The sequence below is a fragment of the Catenulispora acidiphila DSM 44928 genome (assembly GCF_000024025.1).
In the GTDB taxonomy this organism is placed as follows: Bacteria; Actinomycetota; Actinomycetes; order Streptomycetales; family Catenulisporaceae; genus Catenulispora; species Catenulispora acidiphila.
Map to the genome: position 1 here is coordinate 6,437,472 of NC_013131.1, position 16,459 is coordinate 6,453,930.

At 70.2% G+C, this 16,459-nt stretch carries 15 protein-coding genes; 9 read left to right on the plus strand and 6 right to left on the minus strand.

Annotation, left to right across the window (positions count from 1 at the left end; all coding sequences use genetic code 11):
- Nucleotides 1-59: 59 nt before the first annotated feature.
- From CACI_RS27650 to CACI_RS27660, 3 genes are all read right to left on the minus strand, one after another.
- Nucleotides 60-959, minus strand: coding sequence for a trypsin-like serine peptidase (locus CACI_RS27650; RefSeq protein WP_015794173.1), 900 nt, complete (start codon nucleotides 957-959; stop codon nucleotides 60-62).
- A gap of 68 nt (nucleotides 960-1,027) precedes the next feature.
- Nucleotides 1,028-2,047, minus strand: coding sequence for a hypothetical protein (locus CACI_RS27655; protein ID WP_015794174.1), 1,020 nt, complete (start codon nucleotides 2,045-2,047; stop codon nucleotides 1,028-1,030).
- Complete coding sequence (locus CACI_RS27660) at nucleotides 2,044-3,000, minus strand: STM4015 family protein (RefSeq protein ID WP_015794175.1); 957 nt, start codon at nucleotides 2,998-3,000, stop codon at nucleotides 2,044-2,046. Before CACI_RS27660 ends, CACI_RS27655 begins: the two co-directional genes overlap by 4 nt.
- Before the next feature lie 117 nt (nucleotides 3,001-3,117).
- Here CACI_RS27660 and CACI_RS27665 point away from each other — a divergent pair, with 117 nt between their 5' ends.
- The 7 genes from CACI_RS27665 to CACI_RS27690 all read left to right on the plus strand — a co-directional run bounded on the left by CACI_RS27665 (nucleotide 3,118) and on the right by CACI_RS27690 (nucleotide 11,144).
- Nucleotides 3,118-3,936, plus strand: a complete 819-nt coding sequence (locus tag CACI_RS27665; protein ID WP_015794176.1) for an HAD family hydrolase — start codon at nucleotides 3,118-3,120, stop codon at nucleotides 3,934-3,936.
- A gap of 69 nt (nucleotides 3,937-4,005) precedes the next feature.
- Nucleotides 4,006-4,833: a class I SAM-dependent methyltransferase gene (locus CACI_RS27670; RefSeq protein ID WP_015794177.1), complete on the plus strand. Its 828-nt coding sequence runs from the start codon at nucleotides 4,006-4,008 to the stop codon at nucleotides 4,831-4,833.
- A 169-nt stretch (nucleotides 4,834-5,002) separates the two neighbouring features.
- Complete coding sequence (locus CACI_RS54380; protein WP_395994344.1) at nucleotides 5,003-5,086, plus strand: putative leader peptide; 84 nt, start codon at nucleotides 5,003-5,005, stop codon at nucleotides 5,084-5,086.
- Between the two features lie 161 nt (nucleotides 5,087-5,247).
- On the plus strand, nucleotides 5,248-6,228 hold the full coding sequence (locus CACI_RS27675) for an ABC transporter permease (RefSeq protein ID WP_015794178.1): 981 nt from the start codon (nucleotides 5,248-5,250) through the stop codon (nucleotides 6,226-6,228).
- Entirely contained in the window at nucleotides 6,228-7,187 is a 960-nt protein-coding gene (locus tag CACI_RS27680; RefSeq protein WP_015794179.1) for an ABC transporter permease, read from the plus strand. Before CACI_RS27675 ends, CACI_RS27680 begins: the two co-directional genes overlap by 1 nt.
- Entirely contained in the window at nucleotides 7,184-9,361 is a 2,178-nt protein-coding gene (locus tag CACI_RS27685; RefSeq protein WP_015794180.1) for a dipeptide ABC transporter ATP-binding protein, read from the plus strand. Before CACI_RS27680 ends, CACI_RS27685 begins: the two co-directional genes overlap by 4 nt.
- A 40-nt stretch (nucleotides 9,362-9,401) precedes the next feature.
- Nucleotides 9,402-11,144 carry an ABC transporter family substrate-binding protein gene (locus CACI_RS27690; RefSeq protein WP_223297254.1) on the plus strand — a complete coding sequence of 581 codons (1,743 nt, stop codon included), beginning with the start codon at nucleotides 9,402-9,404 and terminating at the stop codon, nucleotides 11,142-11,144.
- Between the two features lie 27 nt (nucleotides 11,145-11,171).
- Here the strand turns inward: CACI_RS27690 and CACI_RS27695 are convergent, their stop codons facing one another.
- Nucleotides 11,172-11,921, minus strand: a complete 750-nt coding sequence (locus CACI_RS27695; protein WP_015794182.1) for a class I SAM-dependent methyltransferase — start codon at nucleotides 11,919-11,921, stop codon at nucleotides 11,172-11,174.
- Nucleotides 11,922-11,997: 76 nt separating this feature from the next.
- Here CACI_RS27695 and CACI_RS27700 point away from each other — a divergent pair, with 76 nt between their 5' ends.
- Nucleotides 11,998-12,654, plus strand: a complete 657-nt coding sequence (locus CACI_RS27700; RefSeq protein WP_041540496.1) for a pentapeptide repeat-containing protein — start codon at nucleotides 11,998-12,000, stop codon at nucleotides 12,652-12,654.
- A 79-nt stretch (nucleotides 12,655-12,733) separates the two neighbouring features.
- On the opposite strand, the gene CACI_RS27705 is transcribed toward CACI_RS27700, so the two are convergent.
- Nucleotides 12,734-13,504 carry a GNAT family N-acetyltransferase gene (locus tag CACI_RS27705; RefSeq protein WP_041542539.1) on the minus strand — a complete coding sequence of 257 codons (771 nt, stop codon included), beginning with the start codon at nucleotides 13,502-13,504 and terminating at the stop codon, nucleotides 12,734-12,736.
- Between the two features lie 136 nt (nucleotides 13,505-13,640).
- Between CACI_RS27705 and CACI_RS27710 the strand changes: the two genes are divergently transcribed.
- A complete protein-coding gene (locus CACI_RS27710) occupies nucleotides 13,641-15,932 on the plus strand; it encodes an FdhF/YdeP family oxidoreductase (RefSeq protein ID WP_015794185.1) in 2,292 nt (763 codons plus the stop codon).
- 129 nt (nucleotides 15,933-16,061) lie between these two features.
- Here the strand turns inward: CACI_RS27710 and CACI_RS27715 are convergent, their stop codons facing one another.
- Nucleotides 16,062-16,397, minus strand: a complete 336-nt coding sequence (locus tag CACI_RS27715) for an RNA polymerase-binding protein RbpA (protein ID WP_083795844.1) — start codon at nucleotides 16,395-16,397, stop codon at nucleotides 16,062-16,064.
- Nucleotides 16,398-16,459 lie beyond the last annotated feature (62 nt).

The following is a 16,459-nucleotide window of genomic DNA, read 5'->3' on the forward strand; positions in this document are numbered from 1 at the left end:
CAAGTGACCGTCGTCACGGCGAGCCGCGCGCCGTTCACCGTGAGCGGGACGCGGGGGAATCAGGACCCTGAGGTCGCCTTGTAGATCTTCGCGATCCGCTCCGAGAAGTAGATGCTGTACGACGTGGTCGGCGAGTTGCCGCCCTGCTCGTATCCGCCGAGCACGCCGACCAGGCGGTCTCCGGAGGCGATGAACGGGCTTCCGCTCGCTCCGTCGGGCAGGCCGGCGCAGTCCAGCTCCAGCTGCGTGTCAGAGTACTTCTTCGTGGTCGCCGTGCAGCCGACGGGCTTCTTCGCCGTCAGCGGGTAGGAGGCGATGCTGATCGCGTTGGTGTACCCCGGTGCCTCGGAGAAGGTGTCCGCTCCGGTGGCGCTCTCCAGGGTCTTGGTTCCGCCGCCGACCTCGCGCACCTTCAGGAACGCTATGTCGACGTCCGGGTTCTGGCTGGCGACCCACGTCGAGTCCAGATACGCCGTGGTCGCCACCCACACGCCGTACGGCGCGGTGTCGTCGTGGTAGCCGGGGACGAACACGATGTGGTTGTTCCACCCGCCGAACAGCTTGTTGTACACGCAGTGCCCCGCGGTCACGATCAGGTCGCCGGACCCGCTCTGCACGACGCTGCCGGTGCAGTAGTGCGCCGAGACCACGCCGCCGACGCCGAAGAACACCGCGCCGACCTTCGGCACGCCGTCGAAGGTCTGCGCGCTGACTTTGCCGTTCACCGTGGTACCGGCCGGGATCGCGCCGGTCAGCGGCGGCCCGGGGTGCAGCAGCGAGTGCGGGTCGTCCGGCTTGGGTTCCAGCACATGCGTGACGACCTTCGCCGCCGCCGCCTCGCTGCTGGAGGCGCTCTCAGCCGGGGTTCGGGCGTTGGAACCGCCGCCGTCGCAGGCCGTCGCCATCACCGACAGAGCGAGAACCGTGGACGCGATCAGACCGTGGCGACGAAACTTCATAACGGTGAGAATGCCTCCCGAATCGGAACGGTGTCAGTGGTGCAGCATACCGGCCGCGCCGGGGCAGTTTATGAACCTGCTGATAAAGCACGCAGCACTGCGGCACGTACGGACAGCGGTCCCCCGTCAGCGTCCTGCGGTTCTCCGGCGCTCGGCAGACCGCCGCGAATCCCGGGAAGGGATGCGCCGAACGGGTCCACGTCGAAGACGAACTCCGCCTTTTCGTTGTCCATGATGAGGTCCACGCCCAGCGAGCGGATCCCCGGGAAGTAGGTGGCAGCGCGCTCGGCCAGCGCCACCAGCCGCTCCCAGCGCTCCATGCCGAAGCGTTTGAGGAAGGCGTCGATCTCCAGGCGCCGGCCGCCGTACCACTCGCGCAGGACCACCTCGTCGCGGGGCAGGCCGGCGGCGTGGGTCACCTTGCCGTCCAGCACGGCGAAGCGGAAGTCGTAGAAGGCGGTGTTGAGGTGGACGCGGTGCAGATCGGAGACGGCGTGGATCCCGTCGTCGGCCAACAGCGCGGCCACCTGGGCCAGCTCCTGCCGGTTTCCGCCGCCTGTGGCGGGAGCGCGCCACACCTCGACGCCGGTACGGGTGCGGTGCCGGAACAGCCGGGTACGCCAGGTCTCCATCGACCAGTCGTCGGAGCCGGCGAACCGCGGTCGCAGGATGTTGTTGCCCGCTTCGGCGATGTCGGAGAGCTCCAGCACCGGAACGCCGCTCTGGCGCAGGAATGCGTCCCGCTTGGCACGGTCCAGCGCCAGCAGCGTGGGTTCGGCAGGCGTGGCGGAGGTCGCGCCGGCCTTGGCGACGGCGGCGTCCAAATGATGAAGTGCCGCCTCGAGATCCGCGTAGCGCGCCCGCTGGCCGCCCACCGGATTGTCGGGGACACAGGGATACAGACGCTCGGCGAAGACCACGTCGCCGGACTGGAACTCGGCCTCGGACCCCAGTACGTCAGACCACGGGACGAAGCGCGGCTCCGCCACGTTCACCTCGCGTGCCGCACCGGACCACTCGGCACGCGCCGGGTCGTCCTCGGTGGCCACGACCACCCAGCCCGGGGCACTACCCGCCGGGGCGCTCATTCGGCCACCGCTATGAACCGGTCGCGGTCCCGCTCGAGCAGCGCTTCGTCCACGTCGACGTCCACGTCGGGAAGGGCCTGCCAGAGCCGTTCGATCATCGCCTCGCTCAGCCAGTGGTGGTGCAGGTCCAGCCGGCGCAGGTGGGTCAGCGGCTGCCCGGCGAGCAGCGCGGCCGCGCCGTCGTCGCCGAGCATGCCCAGGGCCAGGTCCAGGGATTCCAGCCGGGCCACGACCGGGGCGTGCGCGAGCGCGGCGGCGAGCGCGTCGGTATCCTCGGCGTTGCGCAGACCCAGGTGGCGCAGCGCCGGGAAAGCTGCGCCAGAGAGGATCTCGGCGAGGTCCTCGGCGGTGGCGCCGCCGTCGTAGATACGGGTGCCCAGGTAGAGGTCCAGGCCGGTGAGCGCCGGAAGCTTGGAGGCGCCGACGGCGCGCACGATCTGCGGCGGCAGACCGCCGGTCTGGATCGTCAGCTCCCGCAACCGGTCGTGGACCAGCGGCTCGATCTGCAGCCCGGACGTGCCGCGCATGCCGAACTCGACCAGGTTCGGGAAGGCGGCCAGCAGCGGAGCCGGGTCGGCCTGCTCGATCCAGGAGACCTCGCTCATCTCCGAGGGCAGATCGCCGACGAACAGCGCCTCCAGGTTCGGAAAGCGGTCCGCGGCGTCGATCAGCGCCCCGCAGTAGTCCGGCCAGCCCTCGCCGGACATCTCGGAGTCCCAGGCGCCGAGCGTCAGGGCCCTGACCCGGCTGGTGTCGACGGTGGCGAGGAACAGCGCCCAGATCCCCTCGCCGTCGGGCCCGTCGTATTCGGCGGCGCCCACGCGCCAGGCCCAGGACTCGATGTCCTCGGGCACGCCGTGCGGTTCCAGCTGAGCGGCCTCGCCGTGCACGAAGGCGAAGACCGGCAGCCCGTGGAACACCGTCAGGGCGTCATGTCGGAAATCCTGAATCACCCGGGCACGGTATCGGGTACCGGTGACAGTGTGTGCGCGGTTCGGCGCGACGGTGCGGCAGCCAGGCGCGGAGCGGAAGAATTCTCTCCCCACGCCCCGCGTGCGAGTCTTGATCGTGTGAACCCACCCCAAGTCATCGCCACCGATCTGGACCGTACGCTGCTGCGCAGTGACGGGACCACGTCCGAGCGCACGCGCGCCGCCCTTGACCTGGCCATGGAGCGCGGTGCGCAGGTGATAGCCGTGACCGCGCGGCCGATCCGGTGGCTGGACCGGCTCAAGCCGTGCTTCGGGCGGCTGCCGCACGTCATCGCCTCGAACGGCGCGGTCTGCTACGACCTGGCCACGGCGGTGGCCTACGACGCGCGGCCGTTCGATCCGGCGACGCTGCCCGCGCTGCTGGCCGATCTGCGGGCCGCGCTGCCGACCGCGCGGATCGCGCTGGAGGCGGCGCAGGGGATGGTGCGCGAGGCGGGGTACGAGCTGTCGCTGTTCGACCAGGACGACGAGGACGCCGGGCGCCGCGTGGTGCCCTTCGAGGATCTGGCCGCGGCGGTGGCGGACGGCGCGCTGCTGAAGATCCTGATCACCGACCGGGGGCGGAACAGCGCCGACATGTTCGCCGAGGCGCTGCCCGCGGTGGGGATGCTCGGCCACCTCACCTACTCCACCCCGCGCGGCGTGCTGGAGCTGGGACCGCCCGGGGTCACCAAGGCCACGACGCTGGCTTCCTGGTGCGCGGCGCGCGGCATCGAGGCCGCGGACGTGGTCGCGTTCGGGGACATGCCGAACGACATCCCGATGCTCAGCTGGGCCGGGCGCTCGTGGGCGGTGGCGAACGCGGTCGAGGAGGCCAAGGCGTCCGCGAAGGCGGTGACGGCGACCAACGACGAGGACGGAGTTGCTCAGGTCATCGAAGAGCTCTTCCATGGCTGAGTCTCTTTGGTGTCTTATAATGCGAGACACATCTTCTCGAATAGCGGTCATCTCGCTAGAGTCTCCGGCATGACGACGAGGCCGGAGACCCCCCAGAACACCTACACCCACGGCCACCACGAGTCGGTCCTCCGCTCGCACCGCTGGCGCACCGCGGAGAACTCGGCCGGGTACCTGCTGCCGCACCTCTCCGCAGGTCAGAGCATCTTGGACGTGGGCTGCGGGCCCGGCACCATCACCGTGGACCTGGCCGAGCGCGTCGCCGGCGGCACGGTGACCGCCGTGGAGATCACCGCCGACGCGCTGGCCCTGGCCCAGGACGAGGCGGCCCGGCGCGGGACGCCGAACGTCCGGTTCGCGGTCGCCGACGTCCACGCTCTGGACTTCCCGGACGACAGCTTCGACGTCGTGCACGCGCACCAGGTGCTGCAGCACGTCGCCGATCCGGTCCTGGCGCTGAAGGAGATGCGGCGGGTCTGCAAGCCCGGCGGCGTCATCGCGGCGCGCGACGGCGACTACGGAGGCTTCCGCTGGTTCCCGGAAGTCCCGGCGCTCGACGAATGGCTGCGGCTGTATCAGGCCCTGGCGACGTCCAACAGCGGCCACCCGGACGCCGGGCGCCGGCTGCGCAGTTGGGCGCTGGAAGCCGGATTCCCCGAGGAGAGCGTGACGGCGAGCGCCTCCTCGTGGGTGTTCGCCGATCCGGCGGACCGGCAGTGGTGGGCCGAGCTGTGGGCCGACCGCACCACGAAGTCCTCGACGGCATCGCAGTACGTGGAGAAGGGCTTCGCGGCCCTCGAGGATCTGGACGCGGTCGCGGCCGGCTGGCGCGCCTGGGCGGCGCGGAACGACGGGTGGTTCAACGTCGTTCACGGTGAGATCATCTGCGTGGCCTGATATACCCCGGATCGTCCGCCGCGCCGCCCAATACGCCGACGGACAGCGTTATTCGGGTCCCGAACCGTTCGGTGTCCCGTTATTTCCGAGTGCAGCCCGGTCCTCCCGCATTCTGAGAGGGCCGGGCTGTTCGTGCGCGATCAGGGTTTTACCGTTATGGTTCCAGCCCATGGACCGCGCCGCGTTGCTCACGACCCGCGGCCACGTGGACTTGTGCCGCGTGGCCAGCGCGCTGTGTCCGCTTTCCCGATAAGGGTTCTGACCTCCCGCCATCCGCATGCCGGTCTTTTAGCCGAAGGCTTTTGCATATAAGCGGTGATTCCCGGGTACCGATCGGTCCGAGAACCGCTCAGCGCCATGCCAAGTCCTTTCGACACGCATCAGCGTGCCCTGATACGGGAGCCACACGACGCCATGGGTCCTTTCCTGCTGCGCAGGATCGTCAACTACCTGGTTCTGATCACTTTGGCGACGTGCCTGGGCTACCTGCTCGCGGCGTCCAGCCTCAGTCCCCGGGAGTACTTCTCGCGCCGGCAGCCCCCGCCGCCGGCCGCGTCCGTCAACGCCACGCTCACCCAGCTGAACCTCAACGACAAGACGCCTTTGCCGGACCGGTTCGAGCACTGGGCCGGCGGGGTGCTGACCGGGGACCTGGGCAAGACCATCGACGACACGTCGGTGTCGGCGGAGATGGGGCGGCGGATCGGGGTGACGCTGCGGCTGGTGCTGGTCGGCACGATCAGCGGCGCGCTGGTCGGGGTCGCGCTCGGGTTCGTCTCGGCCATCAGGCAGTACCGACCATCGGACCACGCGATCACCTTCCTGTCCTTCCTGGTCCTGTCCACGCCGGTGTTCCTGTTGGCGGTGCTGCTGAAGATCGGCACGGTGAAGGTCAACCAAGCCGCCGGCACCACGTTGCTGCCGTACACCAACGAGACGACGCCGGGGCTGGCGGGAGGCTGGCTCCGGCACCTCACCGACCGCGCGCAGCACCTGGTCGTGCCGACCCTGTCGCTGATGCTCGGGCAGGCGGCGCTGTTCAGCCGGTATCAGCGCTCGGCGATGCTCGACGTACTCGGCGCGGACTACATCCGTACGGCGCGCGCCACCGGCATGCGGCGCGGGCCGGCACTGGTCAAGCACGGGCTTCGCACGGCCCTGATACCCATGGCGACATTGTTCGCCTACCAGATGGGGTTGCTGCTCACCGGTGTGACGTTCACCGAGAAGATCTTCGGCTGGCACGGTATGGGCGAGTGGTTCGTGGACTCGATCGGGCGCGAGGACGTGAACTCCGTGGCCGCGATGGTGCTGTTCACCGCCGTGCTGGTGCTGATAGCCGGGCTGCTCTCGGACATCGCGCACGCGCTGCTGGACCCGCGGGTGCGCGTCTGATGGCCGCGGGGATGGAGCTGGTGGTCGCCGAGGAGGACGCCGCGCGACCCGCGGACGACGCGGTGGCGCTGACCCGGGGACGGATCGTGCTGCGCCGGTTCCTGCGGCGCAAGCTGGCGGTATTCGGCTTGGTGGTCCTGGTCCTGATGTTCGCGCTGGCGTTCGTCGGGCCGTATCTGAACTCCTGGAACTACAAGGACCAGGACTACGAGAACTTCCTGACCGGGCCGTCGGCCTCGCACTGGTTCGGCACCACGCAGATCGGCTCGGACGTGTACGCGCAGACCATGCGCGGCTTGCAGAAGTCGCTGATCATCGGGCTGCTGGCGGCGGTGTTGTCGACCGGGCTGGCCGGGATCGTGGGCGCCACCGCCGGGTACTTCGGCGGCTGGACCGACAGGGTCCTGATGTGGTTCGTGGACCTGCTGCTGGTGCTGCCCTCGTTCCTGATCCTGGCGATCACCTCGCCGCTGTTCCACGGCCGCACCTGGCTGCTGTTCGTGATCCTGCTGGCGGCGTTCAACTGGATGGTCACGGCGCGCATGGTGCGCGGGCTGGCGCGCTCGCTGCGGGAGCGGGAGTTCGTCACCGCCGCGGAGGTGATGGGGGTGCACCCGCTGCGGATCATCACCCGGCACCTGCTGCCGAACATGGCCTCGCTGCTGATCATCGACGCCACGCTGAACGTCGGGGGGACCATCATCGCCGAGACCTCGCTGAGCTACTTCGGCTTCGGCGTGCAGCCGCCGGACGTCTCGCTGGGCACGATCATCGCCGACGGGACCGACTCGGCGCTGAACTTCCCGTGGCTGTTCTACCCGGCGGGCGTCCTGCTGATCCTGACGGTGATGGCGGTGGCGTTCGTCGGCGACGGACTGCGCGACGCGATGGACGACACGGCCGGGACGGCGTCCGCGTCCGGCTCGGGTTCGGGCTCGGTTTCGGGGGGTGCGGCATGAGCGGCGACGCGGTGCTGGAGGTCACGGACCTGCGCGTGTCCTTCCCCGGCGAGAAGGGGACGCGGCTGGAGGCCGTCAGAGGCCTGAGTTACCAGGTCCGGCGCGGCGAGACGCTGGCGATCGTCGGCGAGTCGGGCTCGGGCAAGTCGGTGTCCTCGATGGCGGCGATCGGCCTGCTGCCGACGAACGCGAAAGTCACCGGCTCAGTGCGCTTCCGCGGCCGGGAGCTGCTGGGCCTGAGCGACAAGGAGATGTCACGCATCCGCGGCGCCGGCATCTCGATGGTGTTCCAGGACCCGCTGTCCGCGCTGACCCCGGTGTACCGGGTCGGCGAGGCGATCGCGGCGGCGATCCGGGTGCACCAGGAGGTGGCGTCGAGCATCGCGACGCGGCGCGCGGTGGAGCTGCTGGAGCTGGTCGGCATCCCGGATCCGGCGCGGCGCGCGCAGGCGTTCCCGCACGAGTTCTCCGGCGGCATGCGCCAGCGCGTGATGATCGCGATGGCGATCGCCAACGACCCGGACGTGATCATCGCCGACGAGCCGACCACCGCCCTGGACGTGACGGTCCAGGCGCAGATCCTGGAGGTCCTGGCGACCGCGAAGGCGGCCACCGGCGCCGCGATCGTGCTGATCACCCACGACCTCGGCGTGGTCGCCGGCTTCGCCGACCGCGCCACGGTGATGTACGCGGGACGCCCGGTGGAGACCGCGACCGTCGAGGAGCTCTTCGCCGAGCCCCGGATGCCGTACACCGCCGGCCTGCTGGGCTCACTCCCCCGCCTGGACGCCGGCCGCGGCGCGCGGCTGCGCTCGATCCCGGGCTCGCCGCCGTCGCTGCTGGAGGTGGGGACGGGATGCCCGTTCGCGCCGCGCTGCGAGTTCGTGCTGGAGGTGTGCCGGACGACGGAGCCGGAGCTGGTGGAGGTCGCGCGCGGGAGGGCTGCGGCATGTCATCGGAGCGGCGAAGGGCTGGATCTGATGGCGATCGGGGAATCCGATGCGGTCGCAGCAGATCAGGACTCCGAACCCGCCGGTACTGAGTCAGAGCCCATAAAAGAGCTTGCAGCAACACCAACCGCAGATCCGGCCCGTACCGAAGCCGCGCCGATCCCCGTCCTCACCGTCCGCGACCTCATCAAGCACCACCCGCTGACCAAGGGCGCTGTCATCCGCCGCCGCATCGGCACGGTCCGCGCCGTCGACGGGGTCAGCCTCGACATCCCGGCGGGCAGCACCCTGGCGCTGGTGGGCGAGTCGGGTAGCGGCAAGACCACCACCGTGATGGAGATCCTGCGGCTGCGCGCGCCGCAGGCCGGGAGTATCAGCGTGCTGGGCCAGGACCTGGACGCGCTCAATCGCGGCCGGAATGTGCGGCGGCGGGCGAAGGAGGTGCGGGCCGGGATCGCCGCGGTGTTCCAGGATCCGTTGGCGTCGTTGGATCCGCGGCTGCCGGTCGGCGATCTGCTGGCCGAGCCGTTGCGGACGCACGGGCACGGCAAGCCCGGTGCGCGGGTGCGCGAGCTGCTGCAGATGGTCGGGCTGGAGCCGGCGCACGCGAACCGGTTCCCGCGTGAGTTCTCCGGCGGGCAGCGGCAGCGGGTGGCGATCGCCCGGGCGCTGGCGTTGGAGCCGCGGCTGGTGGTGCTGGACGAGCCGGTGTCAGCCCTCGATGTCTCCGTGCGTGCCGGGATTCTGAACCTGCTCGCCGATCTGCAGCGCGAGCTGGGACTGGCGTATCTGTTCGTGTCGCACGACCTGGCGGTGGTGCGGCACGTCGCGGACCGGGTCGCGGTGCTGAACCTGGGGCGGGTCGTCGAGTACGGCGATGCCGACTCAGTGTTCGAAGATCCTCGGCATCCCTATACGCGCGCGCTGTTGTCGGCCGTGCCGGTGCCGGACCCGGTGGTGGAGCGGCGGCGCGAGCGCATCGTGCTGCCGGGTGATCCGCCGAGTCCGGTGGTGCTCGACGGCGACGCCGACGCGCTGCGCGGCTGCCGCTTCCGTGGCCGCTGTCCGCTCTACGCGGCGCTCGAATCGCCCGAGGCGCGCTCGCGCTGCGAGACCGAGGACTCGGCGCCGACGCCGGTCGACGGCGACGCCGGACGCACGGCCGCCTGCCATCACCTGGGCGCCGAAGCGCCCGCCCTGATCCCGCACGACACCGTGGCGTGACCCGCCCGGCCCTCACCCCCTCATGAAGGAGAACAGCACTGTGAGACGCAGTCCCCGTTCTTTGGTATGGAGCACGGCCGTGGCGGCCGCGCTGGCGCTGGGCCTGGCCGCGTGCGGCGGTTCCTCGTCCGGCAAGTCCGGTACCGGCAGCACTGGCAGTTCATCGAAGAACATCAACACCCAGCCCGGCAACGACATCAACCCGCAGCCGCGCGAGAAGATCGCCGACGGCGGCACGCTGCGCTGGCCGGAGGCCGGGATCTCCGACCAGCTGAACTACAACGAGGTCGACGGCACCGACGGCTCGGTGTCGGACATCATGGCCGCGGTGTTGGAGGAGCCGTTCTACGCCGATGCCAAGGGCATCCCGCGCAACAACACGAACCTGGTCGCCTCCTACACGGTCACACAGTCCCCGCAGCAGGTGGTGACGCTGGAGATCAACCCGAAGGCGGTGTGGCAGGACGGCACGCCGGTCTCCGAGGCCGACTTCGAGGCGCAGTGGAAGGCGCTGAACGGCACCAACCAGGCGTTCCAGGTGTCCACCACGGTCGGTTACAGCCTGATCCAGAGCATCAAGCCGGGCAAGAGCGACAAGGAGGTGGTGATCACCTTCAGCAAGCCCTACAGCGAGTGGCAGGGCCTGTTCTCCCCGATGTACCCGGCGGCGACCAACAGCGACCCGAAGAAGTTCGTGGCCGACTTCAAGGACGCGATCCCCACCAGCGACGGTCCGTTCAAGCTGGGCTCGATCGACCAGACCGCCAAGACGCTGACCCTGGTCCGCAACGACAAGTGGTGGGGTGACCCGCCGAAGCTGGACAAGATCATCTTCATGTCCATCGACCTCGACGCGCAGACCGACGCCCTGGCCAACAACGAGGTCGACCTGCAGTACGGGATCGGCTCGCACGTCTCGTACTACGCGCGGGTGAAGAACCTGCCGAACGTCACCGTGCACAAGGCCGCAGGCCCGGTGTGGGCGAACCTGACCTTCAACGGCGCCAGCGGCAGCCCGCTGTCCGACGTCCTGGTCCGCAACGCCCTGACCATCGGCATCAACCGCAAGCAGATCGACACCGCGCTCGTCGGCCCGCTGGGGGTGAGCACCGACCCGCTGAACAACCACGTGCTCCTCACCAACCAGCAGGGCTACCAGGACAACTCCGGCGACCTGGGCAAGCAGGACGCGGCGCGCGCCAAGCAGCTGCTGGACCAGGCGGGCTGGACCAGCACCGACGGCGGCAAGACCCGCACGAAGAACGGCAAGCCGCTGAACCTGCGCTTCGTCATCAACGCCACCAGCGACTCCAACAAGCAGCTGGCGGAGATCGTGCAGAACCAGCTGGCGGCGATCGGCGTGCAGATCACGATCGTCCCGGTGCCCGGCGACGACTACTACACGAAGTACGTCAACGTCGGCGACTTCGACATCGCGCAGGTCGTCTTCGGCGGCAACGCCTATCCGCTGAGCACCGCGCAGCCGGAGTTCGCCAACCCGACCACCGGCTCGGACGGCACGCTGAACATCCAGCAGAACTACGGCCGCATCGGCGACCCGGCGATCGACACGCTGTTCACCGAGGCGCTGAGCTCGCTGGACCGCACCAAGGCGGAGTCCTACGCGAACCAGGCGGACGCGGCGATCTGGAAGCTGGACACGGTCGTGCCGCTGTTCCAGCGCCCGCAGATCGTGGCGACGAACACGAAGCTGGCGAACTACGGCGCGCCGGGCGTGCAGGACACGATCTACGAGAACCTGGGCTTCGTGAGCGGGAGTTGAGTGCTGGAGTTCGGCGCCACTAGCGGGTCACCGGTTCGGCCGGTGGCCCGCTTGCGTCCGGGTGATGAAGACGTACTCCTTCCCCATCCGGTCCGGAGCCTCGCGCACGTCGACGATCTCGAAGCCGCACGCGGCCAAACTCGCCTCCACTTCCTCGCGGTCGCGGAAGCGCAGGGTGGACTCCGAACGCAGGACGGAGCCGTCGGGGAATCGATAAGCGCCGCGGAAGTACACATACGGCAGGTCGACCCTGAGTTCTTCTCTTCGCTCCTCTACGATGCCGACGCCCGGAACCTCGCGCACCACAGGCGCGCTGTCGACCGTCCACTCCTCCCACGCGCGCCGCTCGGGACGCCGGGTCTCGAAGACGAAGTGCCCGCCGGGGCGCAGGGCGGCGGCGATGGCGCGCAGGGTTCCGGTCCAGTCCTCGTCGGTGAGGAAGACCTGCGCGACGTTGCCGGTCATCAGCGCGATGTCGGCGTGCAAGGACGGGAGCGCGGTGGCGTCGCCCTCGATCCAGGTGACGGCGTCCGCGTGCGGCTTGGCGCGCGCGACGGCGAGCGAGGCGGCGGCCGGGTCGACGCCGGCGACGGCGTGCCCCAGCGCGGCGAGCCGGACGGCGAGGTTGCCGGTGCCGCAGCCGACATCCACGACGGAAGCCCTCCCACCAGCGAACTCGGCCGTGATCGCGACGTAGGCGTCCAGGTCGGCGCGGTCGCCGTCGAAGGTGTCGTAGATCTCTGCGAGGCGGGGGTGGGCGAAGATCGCATCGGGCATGTCCGCGACGCTACGCGCTCGGCGGGGCGCTCCGGAAGCCTGCGGCGGGGTCGCCCGGTCGGCCACAATGATCAGCATGCCATCTTCACAACCGATCCCGCCGGCCCGCCCCGACCTGCCGCCCTTAGCCGAGCTGGCGCCGTTGGACTCCCGGGTGCGCGACGAGGGCCAGTACGAATACCAGCGAGTCTCGGAGGTGAGCTGGGACGACGTCTTCGCCAGCCACGCCCGGTTCAGCCAGTGCCTGCTGGCCGAGGTGACGGTGGTCGGCGGGGAATGGAGCAAGACCACGTTCGCCGACGTCCGCCTGGAGGATTCGCGGCTGCTCGGACCGGACCTGTCGGCCTCGCACTGGCGGGACACCGAACTGGTCCGCGGCATCGCCTCCGGCGTGCAGTGGCACGACGCGGACGTGCGGCGCGTGCACTTCGACCAGGTGAAGCTGGACGCGGTGAACTTCCGCGGCGCCGCCCTGACCGACGTGGTGTTCACCGACTGCCTGTTGCGCGAGGCCGATTTCGGCGGCGCCAAGCTGACGCGCGTGCGCTTCCCGGGCTGCACCTTCGAAGAGGCCGACTTCAGCCGCGCCAAGCTCGCCGACGTGGATCTGCGCGGTGCGCGCCTGCACTTCAAGGCCGGGCTGGACGCGTTGCGCGGCGCCACGATCGACGGCGGTCAGCTGGTCGAGCTCGCGCCGGCGATCGCGGCGCATCTGGGACTGCGGATCGGGTGAGGGATCGGTGCTGGCGCAGATCGGTGCCAGCGCACGCCGCCGACACCGACACCGACACCGACACCGACACCGACCGCGCCTAATTCTCCTTCACCCGGAAATAGAACGGCGCGACCTCGTCGAACCCGACCCGGCCGTACAACCGCATAGCGCCCGCGTTCTCGTGCTCGACCTGCAAGTACATCCGCGGCGCGTCGTTCACCGCGGCCCAGTCCGCCAACGCGGCGAGCACCGCGCCGGCCGCTCCCTTGCCGCGCGCCTCGGGGCGGGTCGCCATGCTGAACACGCCTGCCCAGCCGGCGTCGGCGACCGCGCGTCCGACCGCGATCGTCTCGGCGCCGAGTTCCACGCTGGCGTACGCGGCGCGGCCCTCGACGCGTTGCAGCAATCGCCACTGCGGATCGGGGTCTCCGCCGACCACGCTGTTCCAGGCTTCGAACCATTCGCGCGTCGGCTGATCGTCGAGGCGTATCCGCAGCGCGTCGGCGCGCGGTGCGAGTGCCACCACCTCGGAGGTCATCGCCGTCTGGAGCGAAACAGAGGCCTGACGTTCATAGCCGCGCGTTTCCAGGACCGCGTCCAAGTCCGGGTGCACGGCGCCGGGCGTCATCTGGAGCAGCGTCGGGATATCGCGCTGCGCTGTGTAGTGCTCGGCTGCCGCGATCAGGCCTTCGAGCTCGGCTCGGGAGTGGACCGCGTTGTTGTGCGGCAACACCGAGCCGATCCACCATGAGCACCCCGGCGCGTGCCGCAGCCACCAGCCACCGATCCGCTCCGCGAACTCGGCGGGCACCGCTCGCGCCGCACGCTCCTGAAGCTCGGCCTCCAGACCCAGACTCACCCGCGCCACGCCTTCCCCTTCGCGATGCCCGATCGGCGACACCCGATCAGTGACGCCCACCATAGTGCCGGAGCGGACATTTCCTCGGCGGCGTCCGCGGCGGGACAATGGCCGAGCCGAACCACCGAGGCAAAGGAGCCCGCACATGGCCCGCAAGGCGCCGACCACCGACCCCGGCGACGAGAACCTGCGCGTCGGGCACGCCAAGGACTGGGCTGCGGGGGTTCCGGCCGTCACGGTGGCGATGCGCGACGCGGTGAACCAGATGGGCGTCAAGCGCTCGACGGAGACGCTGCTGCGGCTGAACCAGAAGAAGGGCTTCGACTGCCCGGGCTGCGCGTGGCCGGAGGAGGACAAGCGGCACATCGCCGAGTTCTGCGAGAACGGGGCGAAGGCGGTCGCCGAGGAGGCGACGCTGCGGCGGATCACGCCGGAGTTCTTCGCCGAGAACTCCGTCGCCGAGCTGGGCGGGCGCAGCGGGTACTGGCTCGGGCAGCAGGGCCGGCTCACCACGCCGATGCTGCTGGACGAGGGTGCGACGCACTACCGGCCGGTGACGTGGGACGAGGCGTTCGGCGTGATCGCCGAGGAGCTGGCCGCGCTGGACTCCCCCGACGAGGCCGTCTTCTACACCTCCGGCCGCACCTCGAACGAGGCGGCGTTCCTGTACCAGGCGTTCGTCCGCTCCTTCGGCACCAACAACCTGCCGGACTGCTCGAACATGTGCCACGAGTCGTCGGGCTCGGCGCTGAACGAGACCCTGGGCGTCGGCAAGGGCTCGGTGTCGCTGGCCGATCTGGGCAAGGCCGATCTGATCCTGGTCGTCGGGCAGAACCCGGGCACCAACCACCCGCGCATGCTCTCGGCGCTGGAGAAGGCCAAGCGGGGCGGGACGCGTATCACCGCGGTGAACCCGCTGCCGGAGGCCGGGCTGCTGCGCTTCAAGAATCCGCAGAACGCCTCCGGCCTGGTCGGCCGGGGCACGCCGCTGGCCGACCGGTTCCTGCAGATCAAGGTCGGCGGCGACCTGGCGCTGTTCCGGGCGTTCGGCAAGCTGCTGCTGGAGGCCGAGGACGCCGCGCCGGGGACCGTGCTGGACCAGGGATTCATCGCCGAGTACACGCACGGCTTCGAGGACTACGCCAAGGCCGCGCGCAGCACTGACTGGCCGGAGATCCTGGCCGCGACCGGGCTGAGCCGCGAGGAGATCCAGGCGGCGTTCGAGGAGGTGCGAGCTTCCCAGCGGCTGATCGTGTGCTGGGCCATGGGCCTGACGCAGCACAAGCACGCGGTGCCGACGATCCGCGAGGTGGTGAACGTGCTGCTGCTCGGCGGGCACGTCGGACGTCCCGGCGCCGGGGTCTGTCCGGTGCGCGGGCACTCCAACGTGCAGGGCGACCGCACGATGGGGATCTACGAGAAGCCGAAGGACGCGTTCCTGGACGCGATGGAGGCCGAGTTCGGCGTCCCGATGCCGCGCGAGCACGGCTTGGACACGGTCGACGCGATCCGGGCGATGCGCGACGGCCGGGCGAAGGTGTTCTTCGCGATGGGCGGCAACTTCGTCGCGGCCACGCCGGACACCGCCGTCACCGAGGCCGCGCTGCGCGGTACGGCGCTGACCGTGCAGGTCTCCACGAAGCTGAACCGCTCGCACGCGGTGCACGGCCGGCGCGCGCTGGTCCTGCCGACGTTGGGGCGTACGGAGCTGGATCGGCAGGGCCGGCAGGAGCAGTTCGTCACGGTCGAGGACTCGATGGGTCTGGTGCACGCCACGCGCGGACGGCTGGACCCGGCGAGCGAGGCGCTGCTGTCGGAGGTGGCGATCGTGGCTCGGCTGGCGCGGACGGTGCTCGGCGCACAGCATCCGGTGCCGTGGGAGGAGCTGGGTGCGGACTACGACCGCATCCGCGATCGGATCGAGCGCGTGATCCCGGGCTTCGAGGATTTCAACACCCGTGTCCGCCGCGGCTCGGGCTTCGCGCTGCCGCACGCGCCACGCGATTCGCGGACGTTCCCCACCGCGACCGGCAAGGCGAACTTCACGGCGAACGAGTTCGAGGCGCCGGTGGTCCCGGAGGGGCGGCTGCTGCTGCAGACGGTCCGGTCGCACGACCAGTACAACACCACGATCTACGGCCTCGACGACCGGTATCGCGGGATCCGCGCCGGGCGGCGGGTGGTGTTCGTGAACCCGGAGGACCTGGCGGCGCTGGGGATCGCGGACGCGGCCATGGTGGACCTGGTGTCGGAGTGGACGGACGGGTCCGAGCGGCGGGCGGAGGCGTTCCGGGTCGTGGCGTACGACACGGCGCGGGGATGCGCGGCGGCGTACTTCCCGGAGACGAACGTGCTGGTGCCGCTGGATTCGACGGCCGAGGTGAGCAATACGCCGACGTCGAAGGCGATCGTGGTGCGGTTGGAGGCGGCGCGGTAAGGGTGCTGCGGGGCGGGGCTGCGCCGGGGCGGGGCGGGCGTCAGTGTTCTGGTGTCGCCGTCCCCCGCATGCCGAAAGCCCCGTCTCCCTGGTGAGAGAGTCGGGGCGACAGCGCGTGCGGCACGGTCCTCAGAGCTGGCCGCGCAGCTTGGCGAGGGCCTCGGCCAGGATCTGGTCGCCGTCCTCGGCCGAACGGCGCTCGCGGACGTACGCCAGGTGGGTCTTGTAGGGCTCGGTACGCGAGCGCGCCGGCGGGTTGTCCTTGTCCGGGCCCGCGGGGAAGCCGCAGCGGGGGCAGTCCCAGGTGTCGGGAATCTGCGCGTCGCTGGCGAAGGAGGGCTTGGTCTCGTGCTTGTTCACGCACCAGAAAGAGACGAACACCCGAGGGGCGCTCTCGCCGCGCTCGGCCTCCCCCATCGGTCCCGCACCGACGCGGCTGCCTCGGATCGCGTTTCCACTTGCCACTGTCTGGTCTCCCTTGGGTTCCGATCTACACGCCCCGCCGCCCCAGGGAGCCCGAGCGCCCG

What these genes read in the sequence shown, in the direction of transcription:
- CACI_RS27650 (WP_015794173.1), bottom strand. Translation starts at nt 959, where the DNA reads ATGAAGTTTCGTCGCCACGGTCTGATCGCGTCCACGGTTCTCGCTCTG.
- CACI_RS27655 (WP_015794174.1), bottom strand. Translation starts at nt 2,047, where the DNA reads ATGAGCGCCCCGGCGGGTAGTGCCCCGGGCTGGGTGGTCGTGGCCACC.
- CACI_RS27670 (WP_015794177.1), top strand. Translation starts at nt 4,006, where the DNA reads ATGACGACGAGGCCGGAGACCCCCCAGAACACCTACACCCACGGCCAC.
- CACI_RS54380 (WP_395994344.1), top strand. Translation starts at nt 5,003, where the DNA reads ATGGACCGCGCCGCGTTGCTCACGACCCGCGGCCACGTGGACTTGTGC.
- CACI_RS27675 (WP_015794178.1), top strand. Translation starts at nt 5,248, where the DNA reads ATGGGTCCTTTCCTGCTGCGCAGGATCGTCAACTACCTGGTTCTGATC.
- CACI_RS27680 (WP_015794179.1), top strand. Translation starts at nt 6,228, where the DNA reads ATGGCCGCGGGGATGGAGCTGGTGGTCGCCGAGGAGGACGCCGCGCGA.
- CACI_RS27685 (WP_015794180.1), top strand. Translation starts at nt 7,184, where the DNA reads ATGAGCGGCGACGCGGTGCTGGAGGTCACGGACCTGCGCGTGTCCTTC.
- CACI_RS27695 (WP_015794182.1), bottom strand. Translation starts at nt 11,921, where the DNA reads ATGCCCGATGCGATCTTCGCCCACCCCCGCCTCGCAGAGATCTACGAC.
- CACI_RS27700 (WP_041540496.1), top strand. Translation starts at nt 11,998, where the DNA reads ATGCCATCTTCACAACCGATCCCGCCGGCCCGCCCCGACCTGCCGCCC.
- CACI_RS27710 (WP_015794185.1), top strand. Translation starts at nt 13,641, where the DNA reads ATGGCCCGCAAGGCGCCGACCACCGACCCCGGCGACGAGAACCTGCGC.